The 17,514-nt window shown below is 72.3% G+C and carries 11 protein-coding genes; 8 read left to right on the plus strand and 3 right to left on the minus strand.

What is annotated here, in order from left to right:
- Both WME97_RS46135 and WME97_RS46140 read right to left on the minus strand, forming a co-directional pair.
- Positions 1-312 carry a hypothetical protein gene (locus WME97_RS46135; protein WP_437547461.1) on the minus strand — a complete coding sequence of 104 codons (312 nt, stop codon included), beginning with the start codon at positions 310-312 and terminating at the stop codon, positions 1-3.
- On the minus strand, positions 309-2,639 hold the full coding sequence (locus WME97_RS46140; RefSeq protein WP_437547462.1) for a nitric-oxide reductase large subunit: 2,331 nt from the start codon (positions 2,637-2,639) through the stop codon (positions 309-311). The genes WME97_RS46135 and WME97_RS46140 overlap by 4 nt, the downstream gene beginning before the upstream one ends.
- Before the next feature lie 441 nt (positions 2,640-3,080).
- Here WME97_RS46140 and WME97_RS46145 point away from each other — a divergent pair, with 441 nt between their 5' ends.
- Together WME97_RS46145 and WME97_RS46150 are read left to right on the plus strand one after the other, a co-directional pair.
- Positions 3,081-3,575: a hypothetical protein gene (locus tag WME97_RS46145; protein WP_437547463.1), complete on the plus strand. Its 495-nt coding sequence runs from the start codon at positions 3,081-3,083 to the stop codon at positions 3,573-3,575.
- Positions 3,576-3,819: 244 nt separating this feature from the next.
- On the plus strand, positions 3,820-5,781 hold the full coding sequence (locus WME97_RS46150) for a hypothetical protein (protein WP_437547464.1): 1,962 nt from the start codon (positions 3,820-3,822) through the stop codon (positions 5,779-5,781).
- A gap of 81 nt (positions 5,782-5,862) precedes the next feature.
- Here WME97_RS46150 and WME97_RS46155 read toward each other — a convergent pair whose 3' ends face one another.
- A complete protein-coding gene (locus tag WME97_RS46155) occupies positions 5,863-6,756 on the minus strand; it encodes an SDR family oxidoreductase (protein ID WP_437547465.1) in 894 nt (297 codons plus the stop codon).
- A 111-nt stretch (positions 6,757-6,867) separates the two neighbouring features.
- Here WME97_RS46155 and WME97_RS46160 point away from each other — a divergent pair, with 111 nt between their 5' ends.
- From WME97_RS46160 to WME97_RS46185, 6 genes are all read left to right on the plus strand, one after another.
- Complete coding sequence (locus WME97_RS46160) at positions 6,868-7,776, plus strand: AraC family transcriptional regulator (protein WP_437547466.1); 909 nt, start codon at positions 6,868-6,870, stop codon at positions 7,774-7,776.
- 270 nt (positions 7,777-8,046) lie between these two features.
- Positions 8,047-9,360 (plus strand): lactonase family protein, encoded by a 1,314-nt coding sequence (locus tag WME97_RS46165; RefSeq protein WP_437547467.1) that lies wholly within the window; start codon positions 8,047-8,049, stop codon positions 9,358-9,360.
- 55 nt (positions 9,361-9,415) lie between these two features.
- Positions 9,416-10,531, plus strand: coding sequence for a lactonase family protein (locus tag WME97_RS46170; protein WP_437547468.1), 1,116 nt, complete (start codon positions 9,416-9,418; stop codon positions 10,529-10,531).
- A 490-nt stretch (positions 10,532-11,021) separates the two neighbouring features.
- The gene (locus tag WME97_RS46175; protein ID WP_437547469.1) at positions 11,022-13,154 is read left to right on the plus strand and encodes a prolyl oligopeptidase family serine peptidase; all 2,133 of its coding nucleotides are present in this window, start codon (positions 11,022-11,024) and stop codon (positions 13,152-13,154) included.
- Between the two features lie 122 nt (positions 13,155-13,276).
- The gene (locus WME97_RS46180; protein WP_437547470.1) at positions 13,277-14,083 is read left to right on the plus strand and encodes a hypothetical protein; all 807 of its coding nucleotides are present in this window, start codon (positions 13,277-13,279) and stop codon (positions 14,081-14,083) included.
- 18 nt (positions 14,084-14,101) lie between these two features.
- The gene (locus WME97_RS46185; RefSeq protein WP_437547471.1) at positions 14,102-17,458 is read left to right on the plus strand and encodes a hypothetical protein; all 3,357 of its coding nucleotides are present in this window, start codon (positions 14,102-14,104) and stop codon (positions 17,456-17,458) included.
- Positions 17,459-17,514 lie beyond the last annotated feature (56 nt).

A 17,514-nucleotide genomic window follows, 5' to 3' on the forward strand; every position in this document is an offset into this window, starting at 1 on the left:
CTAGGCGCGACGGCCGCCCCGGGAGAACGCGGCCAGGCCCCTGGCGAGGGCCCCCGTCACGAGCGCCGCGGCGAGGCCGAGGATCCCGAGATCAGCGAGGCTGTGGTTCCGCAGCGCGACCGCCCCGACGATGCAATCGCCCACGAGCAGGACCACGAGCGAGAGGCCGAGGTGAAAGCGGCGCGCGTCGTCGTGCGGCCACCCGGGCGCGGGCTCGGCCCCGGCTCCTCCGCACGCCCGGATCCCGGCGGCGATCCCCAGGAGAAGCACCGCATATCCGGCGCCGAGCAGCGCCTCCGGCGCGACGCTCACGACAGGTCGCCCTGCCCCGCGCCCGAGGGCGCTGCCCTCCCGGCGCTGTCCGGGGGCGCCTTAATCTCGGTGAAGAGGTTGTCCTGGGCTTCGGGTCCCGCGAGTTGCGGAACGCGATGGCGGACGCCGCGGTAGGCGAGGAGGAGCAGCGGCAGGGTGCCGCCGACGATGAAGAGCACGTCGCCCGGCAGGCGCATCCACTCCATGAGGCGGTTCGTGGGGTTCGTCAGGTACTGGAGCTCCCGAGCCTCGAAATACCCGTAGCTCACCGCGTGGTGGAGCTGCATGAGCCCGAGCGGGAACAGCGTGGCAAAGACCATCCACGCGAGCCCGACGTTCAGCGACCAGAAGCTGATCTTGGCCGCCCTGTCGGACCACCGCGCGGCGGGCGTCAGGTAGCGCAGCGCGAAGAGCGCGAGCCCGGCGGCCAGCATGCCATAGACGCCCATCATCGAGGCGTGCCCGTGGTTGGCGGTCAGCGCGGTGCCGATCTCGTAATAGGACACGATCGGCAAGTTGATCAGGAACCCGAAGATCCCGGCCCCCAGGAAGTTCCAGAACCCCACGGCCACCAGGAACATGATCGCCCAGCGATGCGGGAAGGGCTTCGTCGACTGTCCTCCTTGCACGATGCCCAGGCGGAGGAAGGTCCACGCCTCGACCGTGAGGAAGGTCAACGGGATCACCTCCGCGGCCGAGAAGAAGGCGCCGAGCGCCATGTGCTCCACGGGCGTGCCGGAGAAGTACAGGTGGTGCATGGTGCCGATCACCCCGCCCGCCGAATAGAGGATGACCTCCAGGTAGATGAGCCGCAGCGCGATCGCCTCGGCCACCACCCCGAGCAGGACGAAGAGATAGGCCACCATGAGCGTGGTGAACAGCTCGAGGAAGTCCTCCACCCAGAGGTGCACCACCCAGAAGCGCCAGAAGTCGGTGCTCGTGAAGTTCGCGCGCGGGTGGGCGAGGAGGCCCACGGCGTAGAAGGCCGGGATGGCCAGCGCGGCGAAGAAGAAGAGCCAGGGCATGTTGCCCCGGTGCTCGACGGCGAGCCGACCCCGGAGCCCGCGGAAGAGCAGCGCCACCCAGGCGAACAGGCCGAGCGTCAGGAGCACCTGCCAGAAGCGGCCCAGATCGAGGTACTCGAACCCTTGGAGCGCGAACCAGATGCTGTCCGACGCGCCGTGGATGGCGAGGAGCTCGCCGAGGAGGCTGCCCACGACGACGATGACGAGCGCCCCGAGCAGGCCATAGGCGAGCCAGCTCTGGCCTCTCGGCTCGCGCCCGCTGATCATGGGCGCGATGAAGATGCCCGCGCCGAGATAGGAGACCGCGACCCAGAAGATGGCGAGCTGCAGGTGCCACGTGCGCACCAGGTTGAAGGGGAATGCCCCGGCCAGGTTGAACCCGAAGAAGCTGGACAGCTCGGCTCGATAATGCTGCGTGGCGCCTCCGAGGACGGACTGGAGGGCGAACAGCAACGCCATGACCAGGAAGAACCACGCCGTCGCGCGCTGGGCCGGGGTCAGGGCGACCTCGCCCGGCTGGCGGAAGCTGAGCCGGTGCCCTTCCCGCCCGTGCCAGCCGAGGAAGCGCCATCGCCCGAAGGCCGCGAAGAGCAGGCCTGTCCCGCCGAGGAGCGCGATGAGCGAGAGCACGCTCCATACCACCAGCTCGCCCGTGGGCTGGTTCCGGACGAGCGGCTCTGGAGGCCAGTTGTTTGTGTACGAGTAGGCCTCTCCGGGGCGCTCCGCCGCGGCGGTCCAGGCTGTCCAGGCGAAGAACGAGGTGAGCTGCGAGAGCTCGCGCGCGTCCGAGAAGAGGCCGGTGCGCAGGCCGTGCTTGGCGCTCGGCTGGGCGAAGAAGCGGCGATAGTGATCCTTCAGCAGCTCGAAGGCCTCTGCCTGGGCATCGGTGAAGACCAGCGTCTCTGTCGCGGGATCATAGCGGTTTTGACGAAAATCGCCGACGGTGCGCGCGAGCGCCTCCGCCGAGCCCACGCCGCCGTGGCGAGAGGCGGCGTGGGAGGCGGCCCGGCGGAGGTAATCGGCGGTGAAATCGGGGCCGAGGTAGGCGCCGTGGCCGAAGACGGATCCGTATTCCATGAGCCCGTTCCGCAGGAACAGCTCCTGACCCGTGAGCACGTCGTCGCCCGTGAACAGAACGCGCCCCGCAGGGTCGACCACCCGGGCGGGGATGGGTGGCTGTGCCGCGTAGGTGCGGTAGGCGAGCAGGCCGAGCACGAAGAACCCGAACAGGAAAACGAGGGCCGTCGCCTGGACCCAGCCGCGCGAGATGAGGAGGTTTCGCCGTTCGGAGGAGCGCGCCATGGAAATGCCGGGAGCAAGCCGATGAGGGCCCGCCCGTTCTTCGAGATGACGACCGAGGAGGCTGCGTTGCGCGGCTTCAGACCCGAAGCGCCTGGCGCATGCGAGCCAGCCATTTGCCTACCCCGCCGAGCCCGAGGGCGCGATAGGCCTCCTCCGCGTCGTCGAGCGTGGCGGCCACCGAGGCCCTCGGCTCGCCGAGGCGCAGGAGCTCGATGGCGATCCGGACCTTGAACCACAGCTCGACAGGTGGTGCGCCGCATCGTGGGTGCGAGCGCGCTCGAAATACGAGACCGCCTCACGAAACCGCCCCGACAGGAACGCCTCGGCGTGGCCGCGAAGCCGCGTCGCGTGCTTGTGATCGCGCGTCCTGGTCGGTACGCTGTGACGATGCGTCTTTGCGCTTGTCTGCTCGTTGCCGCGCTCGCTGGGTGCGGCGGATCCGTGACCATTGCTCCGGAGGATGGCAGCTCCGAGGGCTCCGAGGGCTCCGGGGGCAGCGGTGGCTCGGGCAGCAATTCGAGTGGCGCGGGCGCTGCCCAGGGCGCTGGGCCCGGCGACGCGGGGCCCAGCTGGACGGTTCCACCCGGCCAGACCTTCTCGTACACGAGCTGTGAAGAGAGCGGGCTGCTGCTCTTCGTCGAGATCTGGCCGGACGCCGGCTCGGTCTGCGTGCCGACACCCGAGGTGCAGGACGTCCTCGTCGTGGGGATCGCGGGATGGGACGGCCAGCCGGGCACCTTCATCGTCGGCGTCGAGACGCCTCAGGGCACCGCGCGCGCGGTGTTCGGGATCGACGAGGTCGAGGGCAAGATCACGGTCGAGCCATTCGTCGGCAGCCCTTCGGGCTTCTCGTGGGATCTCTCGATCGGCTCTGGCAGCACGGACCTCGCCGCATGCGGGGAGTTCGAGGTCACCTCGTGCGTTCCATCCGGCTGAGAACGGCGGGTTCATGGCGTTGCCGCGCCCCATGTCGATGGCGAGGATCGCGACGGCTTCGTGCTGGGTTCGGGTGATGGGCATGGGAGATCGGATGTGTGACCATGTCATGGTAAATATGGCGTCGAGATGGCCTCCAGCAGGTCATACGCACTGGGCGTCGAGCTCGGGCTGCCCCCTTGACGTCGTCCAGGGCCACTGATTCGCTCCCGGCAGCATGGACTCATTACACCCTCGAGGGCGCGTGGCCGCCCTGCTGGAGCAGCCGCGCCTGCATACCGTCTCCGAGCTCGAGGTGGTCCAGAACCTGGAGCTCACTGCCGGCGAGGCGCGGCAGCTGCATCGGCTCCAGGACGAGTTCCTGCGAAGCTGCCTGTCGCTCGGGTTCGCGTCGCTCCGAGCCTGCCTCGGCATGACGCGGGAGCCGCCCGCCACCGCCCACTTCTCGACCATCGTCGATCACCTCGTGACCATTGCCGATGCGACGCGCGCGGCGATCGGCGCCGTGCCCCTGCCGCTCACCCCGGCGGGCGAGGCCGCCCTGAGCGAGCGGCTGCGCGAGGCTGCCCTCGACCTCCTGCGCTGTTATGAAGAGATCCACGCTCCCGCGCGGCGTGACGTGCCCGAGCGCGCCCCGACGGATCGTGAGCGGCTCTTCCTCGAGTTCGTGACGGGGCTGTGCATGGCCTGGATCTCCGCGGAGGTCCGCCGCGTTGTGGCGACGGAGCTGCTCTGCTCCATGCCCTGCGCCGGCGCCGAGCTGGGTGGCGGCCACGGCGGCGAGGACCTGCTCCGCGCCCTCTGGTCGGTCCGACCCAGCACGAGCCGAGCCGAGGGGCGCGACCCCGAGATCGCCGCGATGGCGAGGCTCGTGGACATCGTCTACCTCGACTCCCTCCTGTCCGTGTCCTCCGACGCGATTGACGAGTGCTATGCGCGCAGCGGCGCGCACACCGAGATCATCGGCCGGGTCTGTGGGACCCTCGAGCGCAAGCCGCAGCTCCGTGAGGCGATGCGCGCCATCTGCTCCATGCGCCATATCCCCGGAGGGGAGCGGGGCAGTGGCGACCCGTCCGCGGGCGACGGCGCGCCCGCTGCGATCATCAGTATGGCCCAGACCCTGCACTGGAGCGGCATCGGCGTCGACGGCAGCGGCCTGTGGGTCGAGCACGAGCCGCTCGCCCACCTCGCCCACCACAGCCTCGCTTACTCCAACAACTTCTCCAAGGCCGCCGAGGTCCTCGGCGATCTGTTCGCGGACACGCGGGCGCAGGCCAGCGCGGTGACGGCGCAGTTCCTGTCCGCCATGGCGCCGCGAGACCCTGGCGCCGTGCAGAGGGCCTACCGGGTGTTCGAGGACGCGAGCGGGCCGAATGCGCAGTTCGTGAGCGAGATCGCGCGCCGCCTCGAGGACCTCTGCGGTGGGCGTGGGCGTGTCGTCGTACACGTGTCCGCGGCGGATGCCTCCGGGGCGAACATCTGCTCTCTCCTCGACCACGCGGCGCGGCGCTCCACGCCGTCCGGCGGGGAGGCGTGCAGGATCGAGGCCGTCAGGTACCGGGATCTGCTGCTCCCGCTGCTGAATGGCTTCACCGCCGAGCACGCCGACGGCCTCACGGACCAGTATGACGCCTATGTCGTGAGCCTCGCCCTCCACCACGTCACTGACGGCGTGCAGGGGCTGGGGTTCCTCCTGGAGGCCCTCCGGTTCGGCACCCGCGTCGTACGCCCCTCCGGCTGCCTGGCCTTCCTGGAGGTGGCCGAGCTCGGGTCGGCCATGGAGCTGTTGATGCCACTCGACCTGGTCGACAGGGTCGGAAGCATGCCCCTCGACATTCACGAGGCATTGCCCTTCTCGGCGCTGGCGGTCGCGACGACGGGCGACCCCGCCGGGCGCCGGGGGAGCGTGAAGCTGCCCTGGCAGAGGAGGGAGCTAGGGCGGCGCTTCACGAGCGACGAGCACGCCACCATGGCCTTCTTGCTGCTGGAAGTGCTGGAGGTGCCCGAGGGCCTGCCTGCGCAGCTCGACGAGCTCCGGGCGAGGGAGGGCATCGCCGCGTGTGATCGGCTCCTGCAGGCGCGGCTCTCAATGCATGCGCACGGAGGATCCTCAGGAGCACTTCCGATGGACCATCGGTCGTCTCCCTGCGAGGTGTCCTCAGCGCCGCCCGATCGGTTCACGACGAGCGCTCCGGTCTGGAGATAGCGCTCGTGGACGACACGCAGCTCCGCGGTGCCGGCGACGCGCGGAGAAGCTCGGGGAGGCGCCGCAGCATGTAACGACGCATCAGGCCAATGCGCGTGCGAAGTAGGTGCCGTGCTCGAGGTCGGCGAGCAGCCCCGCCTTCTCGGGCTTCCAGCCGAACCGCGCCTGGGTGAGCGCGCTCGACGCGGGGGTGTCGAGCGCGAAGAACCCGCCGAGCCAGCCGAAGTGCTCCTCGGGGACCGACTCGACCGGCAAGCCGAGCTTGCAGCCGATCACGCCGGCGATGTCGCGGGTCGGGATCCCCTCGTCGCCGATCGCGTGGAGTCGCGCGCCGGCCGGCGCCTTCTCGAGCGCGAGGACGAACAGCCGCGCGGCGTCGAGCCGATGCACAGCGGGCCACCGGTTCTCGCCGCCACCGACGTACCCGGAGCGCCCGGTCTTGCGCGCGATCTCGATCAGCATCGGGACGAACCCGTGATCGCCATCGTCGTGGACCGACGGCGGCAGCCGCAGCGAGGACGCGCGCACGCCGCGGCTCGCGAACGAGAGGGCGAGCTGCTCGGAGGCGGCCCGCAGGCCGCCGGCCGACGCGTCGGGCGCCTCGTCCTCGGTGGCGACCCGCCCCGGCGCGAAGCGCGCGATGCCGGAGGCGATGACGAGCGGGCGCCCGGAGCCGGCGAGCGCGCCGCCGAGTGCCTCGATCGCGCCGCGGTCCTTCTCGCAGTTACCGGCGTAGTCGGTGAAGTCGTCGTGGGAGAACGCGCAATGGATCACCCCGTCGCAGGCGGCGGCGCCGCGGCGCAGGCCATCGAGATCGGTGAGCGAGCCGCGGTGGACCTCGACGCCGGCGGCGGCGAGCCGTTCGGCGGACGCGTCCGAGCGCGCGAGGCCGAGCACGCGGTGGCCGGCGCGCGCGAGCTCGGGGACGATGGCAGATCCGATGAAGCCGCTGGCTCCCGTGAGGAAGATACGCATGGGAAACCTCTCCTTGGTTCGCGATCCACCATGGCACCGCCGCGGCGCACGCGAAATACACGGCCGTCTCCAGTTCTTGCCCGATCGTCTACGCGCGGCTAGGCTGCCAACGTGAGCTTCGGGCGCGACGAATTGAAGACCCTCATCGCGCGCTGGTGCCCCAGCGACGGCGTGCACGCCTCGCCGGTGCCCGGAGTTTCTTGCATCAAAGTCTCGCGCCCTCAGCAACGCGCGAAGCGGCACTGGCGCGCGTCGTTCTGCGTCGTCGTCCAGGGCACGAAGGAGATCCTGCTCGAGCGGCAGGTCTTTCGCGAGCGGGAGCCGCACTACATCGTCAGCCCCATCGACCTGCCGGTGACGAGCCGGGTGATGGGCGTGTCGCCGGCGCAGCCGCTCCTCGGCCTGAAGATGGACTTCGATGCGGCCCTGCTGCGCGAGGTCGCGGCGCAGCTCGACCGCGCGCGGCCGGAAGGCCTCGAGAACCCGGGGCGCGCGATCTTCATCGGCAAGGCGAGCGACCGCATGCTCGACGCCGCGGTCCGGCTGGGCGCGCTGCTCGAGACGCCCGAAGACGCGACCGTGCTCGCGCCGCTCGTAAGGAAGGAGCTGACCTTTCACCTGCTGAAAGGCCCCGACGGCCCGGCGATCCGCCAGATCGTGCGCGCGGGCAGCCAGGCGCACCGCATCGCCGAGGCGGTCTATCACCTGCAGGCGTCGCTCGACGAGGACGTCGACATCGCCGCGCTCGCGCGCGCCGCAGGGATGAGCCGGGCGGCGTTCTTCAAGCGGTTCAAGGAGGCCACCGCGATGAGCCCGCTCCAGTACCAGAAGCGCCTGCGCCTGCTCGAGGCGCGCCGCTTGATGGTCGAAGAGGGCGTGGGCGCCGAGGTCTCGGCGTTCCGCGTCGGCTACACGAGCGCCTCGCAGTTCAGCCGCGAGTATTCGCGCATGTTCGGCGACTCGCCGCTGCGCGATGCCCGCGCGCTGCAGCAGAAGGCCGCGGTCGTCCAGGACATGTAGTCCGGCCGCTTCCAGCGACGTCCTTCGTTTCCGCTCCCATATCCCGCCCCCGTGGCCGCCTCGATCTGAAAGATCGAGCTCACCCAGAAACCGCTCGGCGCCTTCGCCGTAGGACTGGGCGCCGCTCGACACGAGCGGGGCGGCGCGCCGATCGCCGAAGCATGCAGCCGTATCCGGACACGGGCTCGCCCGTGGACGCCGCACGACGGCCGCAATGCTCGCATGGCGCGCTGCGGTCAGCGCAAACCATCGGAGAATGGAGAGGCAGCTATGAGAAGCTCAATTGGCGCCCTGTTGCTCGTATCCCTCGCGTCGGCCTGTCTGAGCGCCTGCGGGGGTGAACCCGAGAGTCCCGCGGACGGCCAGAGCGCCGTCGGATTCGTGTTCGTGGGGACGAACCATAACAACACGCAGGACGCCGGCGAACCTGCCAACCAGGTCACCGTGTACCGCAGGTTCGCCGATGGATCGCTCGTGCTCGCCGATCACGTCGACACCGGCGGCCAGGGGTCCGGGCCCTCGGCGCGCTTCGCCGGCGACGGCCTCGGCTCGTCCCATTCGATGGTGCTCAGCCAGGACCGGGCATTCCTCCTCGTCACGAACGCCGGCAGCGACTCGCTCTCCGTGCTCCGCGTCGGAAAGGACACCCTCGAGGTCACCGACGTCCAGCCCACGAGCGACGGCGCCGGCCCGGGCTTCCCGAACAGCGTGACCCAGCACGGCGATCTCGTCTATGCGCTGAACGGCGCCGGCGAGGGGAGCGTCACCGGCTTCCGCCTGAGCGACCAGGGGAAGCTCACGCCGATCCCCGGTTCGACCCGGCTGCTCTCCGCGAACCAGGCCAGCCCGCCGGACACGCTGTTCAACCCGGCGCAGGCGTCCTTCACGCCGAACGGGAGGCAGCTCGTCGTCACGATCAAGGACGGGCCCGCCGCGGGCCTGATCGACGGCGTGACCCCGACCGGCCCGAGCCGGGTGCTCGTGTTCGACGTGCTCGAGGACGGCCAGCTCGCGGAGACGTTCACGCGGACCGATCTCGACAACGACGGCCCCTTCGGGTTCTCGTTCGACGCGGCCGGGCACCTGCTCACGGCCATGTTCGTTGGCGGTGATGATCTCGCCGGCGCGGCGGGATCGTTCCAGATCAACGCGGACGGGACGCTCACGCCGATCACGCGGACCGCGAAGGTGAGCCAGCTCGACCCGTGCTGGCTCGAGAACAACGGGGAGTTCGCGTTCACCGCGAACTACACCTCGGGCACGATCTCGAGCTTCCGTATCGGCGACGACGGCAGCCTGACGGTGCTCGACGAGCAGGCCGGCCTCACCGACGAGCGCGCGGGCACCCCCGGCGCGAGCCAGCAGGGCTCGACGCCGCTCGATCTCGGCATCAGCCCCGACGGCCGGTTCCTTTATGACGTCCTGCCGGGCTCGGGGAGCGTGGGCGCCTGGCGGATCGAGGACGACGGCAGGCTCACCAAGATCGGCGAATACGGCGGGCTCCCGAGGACCGTCGACGGCGACAGGGCGCCGGAGGAGCGCTTCGGCCCCGGCGGGAGCCCGGCCGGCATCGGCGTCCTCTGAGGCTCACGGGCCCACTCCACCGCATCCATCAACGCTCATCGCAAGGAATCGAGTCATGACCAACGCTGCGAAGAACGATCGGCGCGCCGTCTACGTGATGACCAACGCGACCCCGAATGCCATCCAGGTGTTTCACCGGGCGGGCGACGGCACGCTCTCCCCGGGGGCGTCCTACCCGACGGGCGGGAACGGCCACGCCCCGAACCCTCCGCTCGGCTTCCCGATCCTCGAGTCCCAGAGCGCTCTGGTCCTCAGCCGGGACGGGCGCATGCTCTTTGCCGTCAACGCAGGGAGCGACACGATCTCCTCGTTCGTCGTCCGCCGAGGCGGGGAGCTCCAGCGGGTCGGCCTTGTCTCCTCGAACGGCGGGCGCCCGGTCTCCCTGGCGCTTCATGAGGGCGTGCTCTACGTCGCGAACGCGGACAGCAAGAGCATCCAGGGATACCGGGTCGGCCACACGGGAGAGCTGACGATGCTCGCCGGCGCCTCGCGCTCGCTGAGCGGCTCCGGGTTTGCCACCATTGCGTTCAACCGGACGGGTGATGTCCTGGTGATCGCGAGCCGCGGGGACGGCGAGCCGATGGGGAGCCTCGAGACCGTCACCGTCGACGATCACGGGATGCCCGGGCCGGTCCGCCGGCAGGACGTGGTGAAGGCCGGCCAGGCGCCGTTCGGCTTCACGTTCGATCGGCGCGGCCACGTCATCCTCTCGAACCTGTCGCTGACCGGCGACAGCTCGGTCACGCGCTACAGCGTCGCTCCCACCGGCGAAATGCGGCTCATCGCGGAGCAGCGCATCTTCACGACCGCGGCGTGCTGGGTGGCGACCGCGACCGCCGGCCCCTCGACGCTCGCGTTCATCACGTCGGCGGGCTCGCGCTCTGTCACCGCGCTCCGCGTCGACCGGAGCGGCGGCCTGACGCCGGTGGGGCCGCTGAGCGCGACGGAGCAGGCGGCGTTCACGAGCGGGCTGGCCCTCGATTGCGCCGTGAGCATGGGCGGCGACTTCCTCTACGTGCTGAGCCCTGACGGGTTCAGCGTGCCGCCCTTCACGGGCGCGGGCCCGGCCGTCGTGCACGGCTACCGGATCGAGCCGAGCGGCGCGCTGACCTCGCTGGGCCCGCCGGTAGGCCGCTTGCCGCAGGGCGCCACCGGGCTCGCCGCGGTGTAGCCGGGGCGACGCGGCAGGCGCCTCTCACGGACGGAAGGAATCTCGAGAGCCCGGCCGGCGCCCGAGGCAGCAGCGCTGTGGCTCGGTGCTGCGCCTTTTATAGCGCGCGGGGGCATCGTCCGAGGTGAGGAGCCAAGAGGAGCAAACGCCTTCTCGGGAATCAAGAGATGTCATGCCGCAGCCGGCCCTCCAGCCCCGCCACGAACACCAGGCCGGGACACGACGAGAAGCGCGCTCGAAGCGCATCTATCGGATATTCCAGCCCATCATGTGACCTCCCGCCCTCTGGCCGGCACGGGAACACCGCCCTCCCCGGCGACCCGCCTCGCACGACGCTCGCGCCCCGGCGCGAGCCCCGCGAACCCGCGTGCCCCTGTCGGCTGGGGCACGGTATGCTTGTCGCACCATGAAGTACTCTCCCTGCCTGCTCCTCTCGGCGTTTCTCGCTGGCGCCTGCGGAGGTGGCGAGGCACACCCATCGGGGCCGACCATGACCGCAAGCTCCTCTCTGCTCCCCACCGCGGCCATCGCCGCGCCCGCCCCTGAAAACCCGAGCCGCCCCGCGTACCCGCCCACCCGCGTCGCCCCGGTGACGAACGCCGTGCATGGGGTCGAGATCACCGACCCGTACCGCTGGCTCGAGGACGGCAGCGCGCCCGAGGTGAAGGAGTGGATGAAGGCTCAGGACGCGTTCACGCGCGCCGAGCTCGCGCGGCTCCCCGAGCGGGACGCGATCGCGTCAAGGCTGAAGCAGCTCTTCTACATCGATGCGGTCTCCGCCCCGCGCCACCGCCGGGGCCGGTACTTCCTGAGCCGGCGGCACGCGACGAAGGAGAAGTCGGTCGTCTACTGGAAGGAGGGAAAGAGCGGCGAGGAGCGCGTGCTGTTCGACCCGAATACCTGGTCCGAGGACGGGAGCGTCTCGCTGGGCGGATGGGAGGTGTCGTGGGACGGCAAGAACGTCGCCTACAAGATCCAGCAGAACAACTCGGATGAAGCGACCCTCTATGTGATGGATGTCGCGTCCGGCAAGCGCTCCGAGGTGGACGTCATCGAAGGGGCCAAGTACGCGGTTGCGTCGTGGACGCCCTCCGGCGACGGCTTCTACTACGTCTGGCTCCCCACGGACCCGTCCATCCCGGTCGCCGAGCGGCCGGGTTACGCCGAGGTGCGCTTCCACCGGCTCGGCCAGGATCCGAAGCAGGATCGCGTGGTGCGCGGCAGGACGGGCGATCCAAGGACGTTCCTTAACGCGTCCCTCTCCAAGGATGGCCGCTTCCTGGTGCTCACCGTCTCTCACGGGTGGACCTCGGCCGACGTCTACTTTCGCGATCTCCGCAGGCCGGGCGGCCCCGCCGCGGACAAGCCGCTCGCGGTCGGGCGCGACGCCCACTACACCGTCGAGGTCTACAAGGACCGGTTCTACGTCCACACCGACGAGGGCGCGCCGCATTACCGCGTCTTCGAGGTCGATCCGGACAGGCCGGATCGCGCCGCATGGAAGGAGATCGTCCCGGAGCGCCCGGACGCCACGCTGGACAGCGTCTCCATCGTGGGTGGGCACCTCGCGCTGAGCTATCTCAAGGACGCTTCGAGCCGGGTCGAGGTGCGCGCGCTCGACGGCAAGCTGGTCCGCGAGGTCCCGCTGCCGGGCATCGGCACCGTCGGCGGCCCTTCCGGGCTGCCCGACGAGGACGAGGCGTATTTCTCGTTCGAGTCCTACACCTCGCCTCACGAGATCCACGCGACCTCGATCAAGACGGGTCGGACCGAGCTCTACGCGCGCATCGAGGTGCCCATCGATCCGTCGCCCTTCAGCGTCGAGCAGGCCTTCTTCCCCTCCAAGGACGGCACGAAGATCTCGATGTTCATCGTGCGCCGCAAGGACATGAAGAAGGACGGGAGCTCCCGCGCGCTGCTCTACGGCTACGGCGGGTTCCAGATGTCGCAGACCCCCGCGTTCACCTCCTCGATGTACCCCTGGCTCGAGCGGGGCGGCGTGTACGCGGTGGCGAACCTGCGCGGCGGCGGCGAGTACGGGGAGGCGTGGCACCGGGACGGGATGCTGCTCAAGAAGCAGAACGTCTTCGACGACTTCATCGCCGCCGCGGAGCACCTGGTCGGCGAGGGGTACACGCGGCCCGAGCGGCTCGCCATCCTGGGCGGCTCGAACGGCGGCCTGCTCGTCGGCGCCGCGCTCACGCAGCGGCCCGATCTGTTCGGGGCCGTCCTCTGCGGCGTCCCCCTGCTCGACATGGTGCGATACCACCTGTTCGGCTCCGGCAAGACGTGGATCAGCGAGTATGGCTCCGCCGACGATCCGGAGCAGTTCAAGGCGCTCCACGCCTACTCCCCCTATCACCGCGTCCAGTCGGGGAAGCGGTATCCGCCGGTCCTCCTGCTCTCGGCCGACAGCGACGATCGGGTCGATCCCATGCACGCGCGCAAGTTCGCCGCCGCGCTGCAGTCCGCGAGCGCGGGCGGTCCCGTCCTGCTCCGCATCGAGCGGAACGCCGGGCACGGCGGCGCGGATCTCATCAAGTCGGCGGTCGCGAAGGGCGCCGACCAGATCTCGTTCGCGCTGTGGGCCACGAGCGCGCAGGCGCCGTCCATCAAGCAGTGAGGCGCGGGACGCGCGCCGCGGGCGGGGCGACGGACAGGCTTGCGGCTCCGCGCCGCGACGGCTAACAACGCGCCGCTGTGCGAACGCTTCACCCCGTAGCCGGGGCTTCCCGCCGCGGGCCTTTGATCTCGCGCCCCCTCGCGGCCGCCGTCTCGGCGCTCGCGGAGGGCCCGCGCGCGCCGCTCGCGGACCTCGCCGATCCTGCGGCGGTGCTGGCCGGGCTCATGGACCTGCACGGGAGCGTCTCGCTCGCGCGCGAGCTCTCGCTCCTCGACCGCCACGCCGCGCCGCCGCCGGCGTCCGAGGGCGCCCGCGCCGAGGTCCGGGCGCTCGCCGCCGATCGCCTCGGCGAGCTCGCCGAGGCGCTCGACCAGGTGTTCGCCGCGCCGTTCCACCGGCGGAACAGGCTCCCCGACGCGGCGGCGGTGCACGCGACCCTGGAGCAGACCGGGCTGCTGCCCGCGCGCGCCGCTCGCGACCGCGGGGGGCGCCCGCTCGCGTCCGCGGTGGGGCAGATCTGGGAGCCGTTCGGAGAGCTCATGGGCCGCCTCCTCGGCCGCATCCGCCTCGATACGCGCGCGCTGCGCGAGGAGCTCGCGCCTTCGCTGCGGGCGCTCGGCCCGGAGGCGGCGCGGCTCGAGCGGCTCGACGCCGCGATCTCCGCCGCGACCCAGAAGCGGCGCGAGCGCGCGCTCGCCGAGCTCGTCCCCGGGCTCTCGCGCGCCTTCGCGCGGGCCTTCCGCGCGGCCGTGGGCGCGCTGCCGGAGGGCGCCGGGCTCGAGGACGTCGCGGGCTGGTTCGGGCAGGAGCAGTGGCTCCTGCGGGAGCTCCAGCGCATGGAGCTCGTGGTCCAGGCGGTGCTCGCGCACGAGGCGGGCCGGCTGCTCTCGCTGGTGGACGGGGCGGCGGCGGCGGGCGCGCCCGCGTAGCTCGCGGGGGGCTTCACGATGCGGCTCGCGACGGCGCGGCAGTGGACGACGCGGATCCTGGTGCTCTTTACCGGCGGGGTCGGCCTCGCCCTGGTGGGGCGGGCGGCGCTCGTCTACCGCGGGGCGGATCCGCTCGCGTACCGCCTCGTGCAGCTCATCGCGCTGGGGCTCGCGCTCGGCACGCTCGAGCTGTTCGCGCGCGCGGGGCGGGCTGCCCGGATCGAGCGCGAGCTCGGCGCGCTGCCGCGGCCGGCGACGCGGGCGGCGATCGAGCAGAGCGGCGCCCCGCTCCGATCGATGCTCGAGGCGCGGATCGCGGGCGCGGCGCTGCCCCCGGCGAGCACGACGTTCGCGTCGTACCTCGTCGGCCTGCTCGTGATGATCGGGCTGCTCGGCACGTTCCTCGGCCTGTTCGAGACGCTGCGGGGGGCCCGCGAGGCGCTGACGCTGAGCGCCGACGTCGACGCGCTGCGGGAGAGCCTGGCCGCGCCCATGCAGGGCCTCTCGCGCGCGTTCGGCACGTCGGCGGCGGGCGTCGCGGCGTCGGGGATGCTCGGGCTCGCCGGCGTGCTCCTGCGCCGGGCCGAGGCGCGGGCCGCGGCGGCGCTCCAGGCCTACGCGTCGGGCCCGCTCGCGGCGCTCACGGTGGCGGGGCGGCAGCTCGCGGCGCTGGAGGCGCTCGCGCGGCAGGGCGAGGCGCTCCCCGCCGCGGCGGCGTCGCTCCGCGAGGCCACGGGCCGGTTGGAGCGCCTCGAGGAGCGGCTGCTTGCGGTCCAGGTGGAGGGCGCGCGCCAGGCCGCCGCCTCGTTCGCCGCGGCCGCGGCCGAAGTCCGCGGGGACATCGCCGCGGGCCTCCGGCAGACCGCCGACGTCGCGGCGAGCGTGGTCAGGCCGATCCTGGCGGAGGCGGTGGAGCGCGCTGGCGCGGTCGCGGGCGGCGCGCTGCAGGCCGTCGAGCGGCGCCTCGACGAGGAGGCGCGCGCGCGGCGCGAGGCGGACGTCGCGTCGGCGTCGAGGCTGGAGGGCCAGGCGGAGCGGCTGTCGTCGGTGGTTGGGGAGGCGATCGAGCGGCTGGAGCGAGCGCACGCGGCGCGCGCTGCGGAAGCGGCGAAGCGGCAGGCGGAGCTGGACGCGGAGCGTGCGGCGCACCTGACGGCGCTGGGCGAGACGCTGTCGGGCGCGCTGTCGGAGGCGGCGCGAGCGGCGCAGGCGGCGCCGGAGGCGGCGTCGCGGCTGATCGGGGAGGCGTCGGAGCGGCTGTCGGTACGTGCGGAGGCGGACGCGGCGCGGGACGCGCGGCTGGACGCGCTGCTGGAGAAGCTGTCGGAGGCGACGGCGGGGATGGCCGGGAGCGCGCGGGAGCAGGCGGAGCGCGTGGCCGCGCTTGCGGAGACGGCGGAGCGCAGCGGCGCGGAGCGCGAGGCACGCGCCGAGGCGCGCGTGGCCGCGCTTGGCGAGTCGGCGCGGGCGCAGCTGGCGGAGCAGGCGGCGCGGCTGCTGGCGTTCGAGGAGCGGCTCGACGGAGCGCGGCGGGAGGCGGCCGACGGGCTCGCCGAGCGGCTCAGCGCCCACGCGCGCGGCCTAGGCGAGAGCCTTGCGCAGCTGGAAGGGGGCGTGGCGTCGCGGCTGGAGCGGATGGAAGAGGGCGTGGCGTCGCGGCTGGAGCGGATGGAAGAGGGCGCTGCGAAGCGGCTCGAGCGGCTCGACCGGGAGGCCGCCGCGCGCCGGCACGAGCTGGAGACGGCGTCGGCGTCGAGGCTGGAAGGTCAGGCGGAGCGGCTGTCGTCGGTGGTGGGGGAGGCGATCGAGCGGCTGGAGCGAGCGCACGCGGCGCGCGCTGCGGAAGCGGCGAAGCGGCAGGCGGAGCTGGACGCGGAGCGTGCGGCGCACCTGACGGCGCTGGGCGAGACGCTGTCGGGCGCGCTGTCGGAGGCGGCGCGAGCGGCGCAGGCGGCGCCGGAGGCGGCGTCGCGGCTGATCGGGGAGGCGTCGGAGCGGCTGTCGGTACGTGCGGAGGCGGACGCGGCGCGGGACGCGCGGCTGGACGCGCTGCTGGAGAAGCTGTCGGAGGCGACGGCGGGGATGGCCGGGAGCGCGCGGGAGCAGGCGGAGCGCGTGGCCGCGCTTGCGGAGGCGGCGGAGCGCAGCGGCGCGGAGCGCGAGGCGCGCGAGGCGGCGCGCATGGCCGCGCTGGGCGAGGCGGCGCGGGTGCAGCTGGCGGAGCAGGCGGCGCGGCTGCTGGCGTTCGAGGAGCGGCTCGACGGAGCGCGGCGGGAGGCGGCCGACGGGCTCGCCGAGCGGCTCAGCGCCCACGCGCGCGGCCTAGGCGAGAGCCTTGCGCAGCTGGAAGGGGGCGTGGCGTCGCGGCTGGAGCAGCTGGAAGAGGGCGTGGCGTCGCGGCTGGAGCGGATGGAAGAGGGCGCTGCGAAGCGGCTCGAGCGGCTCGACCGGGAGGCCGCCGCGCGCCGGCGCGAGCTGGAGACGGCGTCGGCGTCGAGGCTGGAGGGCCAGGCGGAGCGGCTGTCGTCGGTGGTGGGGGAGGCGATCGAGCGGCTGGAGCGAGCGCACGCGGCGCGCGCTGCGGAAGCGGCGAAGCGGCAGGCGGAGCTGGACGCGGAGCGTGCGGCGCACCTGACGGCGCTGGGCGAGACGCTGTCGGGCGCGCTGTCGGAGGCGGCGCGTGCTGCGCAGGCGGCGCCGGAGGCGGCGTCGCGGCTGATCGGGGAGGCGTCGGAGCGGCTGTCGGTACGTGCGGAGGCGGACGCGGCGCGGGACGCGCGGCTGGACGCGCTGCTGGAGAAGCTGTCGGAGGCGACGGCGGGGATGGCCGGGAGCGCGCGGGAGCAGGCGGAGCGCGTGGCCGCGCTTGCGGAGGCGGCGGAGCGCAGCGGTGCGGAGCGCGAGGCGCGCGCCGAGGCGCGCGTGGCCGCGCTTGGCGAGGCGGCGCGGGCGCAGCTGGCGGAGCAGGCGGCGCGGCTGCTGGCGTTCGAGGAGCGGCTCGACGGAGCGCGGCGGGAGGCGGCCGACGGGCTCGCCGAGCGGCTCAGCGCCCACGCCCGCGGCCTCGGCGAGAGCCTCGAGGCAACCGCAGCGGTCGTGCGGGAGGCCTCGGAGCTCGTGCGGGCCGGCGGCGCCGAGATGACGTCTGTGGCGGAAATGTTCACTGTTGCGGTTGACCGTTACCGCGACGCGAGCGATCGCTGGCTGAACAGCCTGGGGGCGATCGAGGACGCGATCGAGCGCCGGGAGCACGGCGAGGCGACGGACCTCCTCGGCGCTTACCTCGACCAGACCCGTGAGGTCTTCGATCACTCGCTGCAGTTCCAGCGCGAGCTCTTCTCCGAGCTGCGGGCGCTGAGGAGCAAGACGAGCTGATGCGCCGCGCCTCGCGTGTGTCGGGCCCTGGTCTCTCGCCCCTCGAGACCGTGCGC

This window comes from Sorangium sp. So ce367, from assembly GCF_051520455.1.
Lineage (GTDB): Bacteria > Myxococcota_A > Polyangia > Polyangiales > Polyangiaceae > Sorangium > Sorangium cellulosum_B.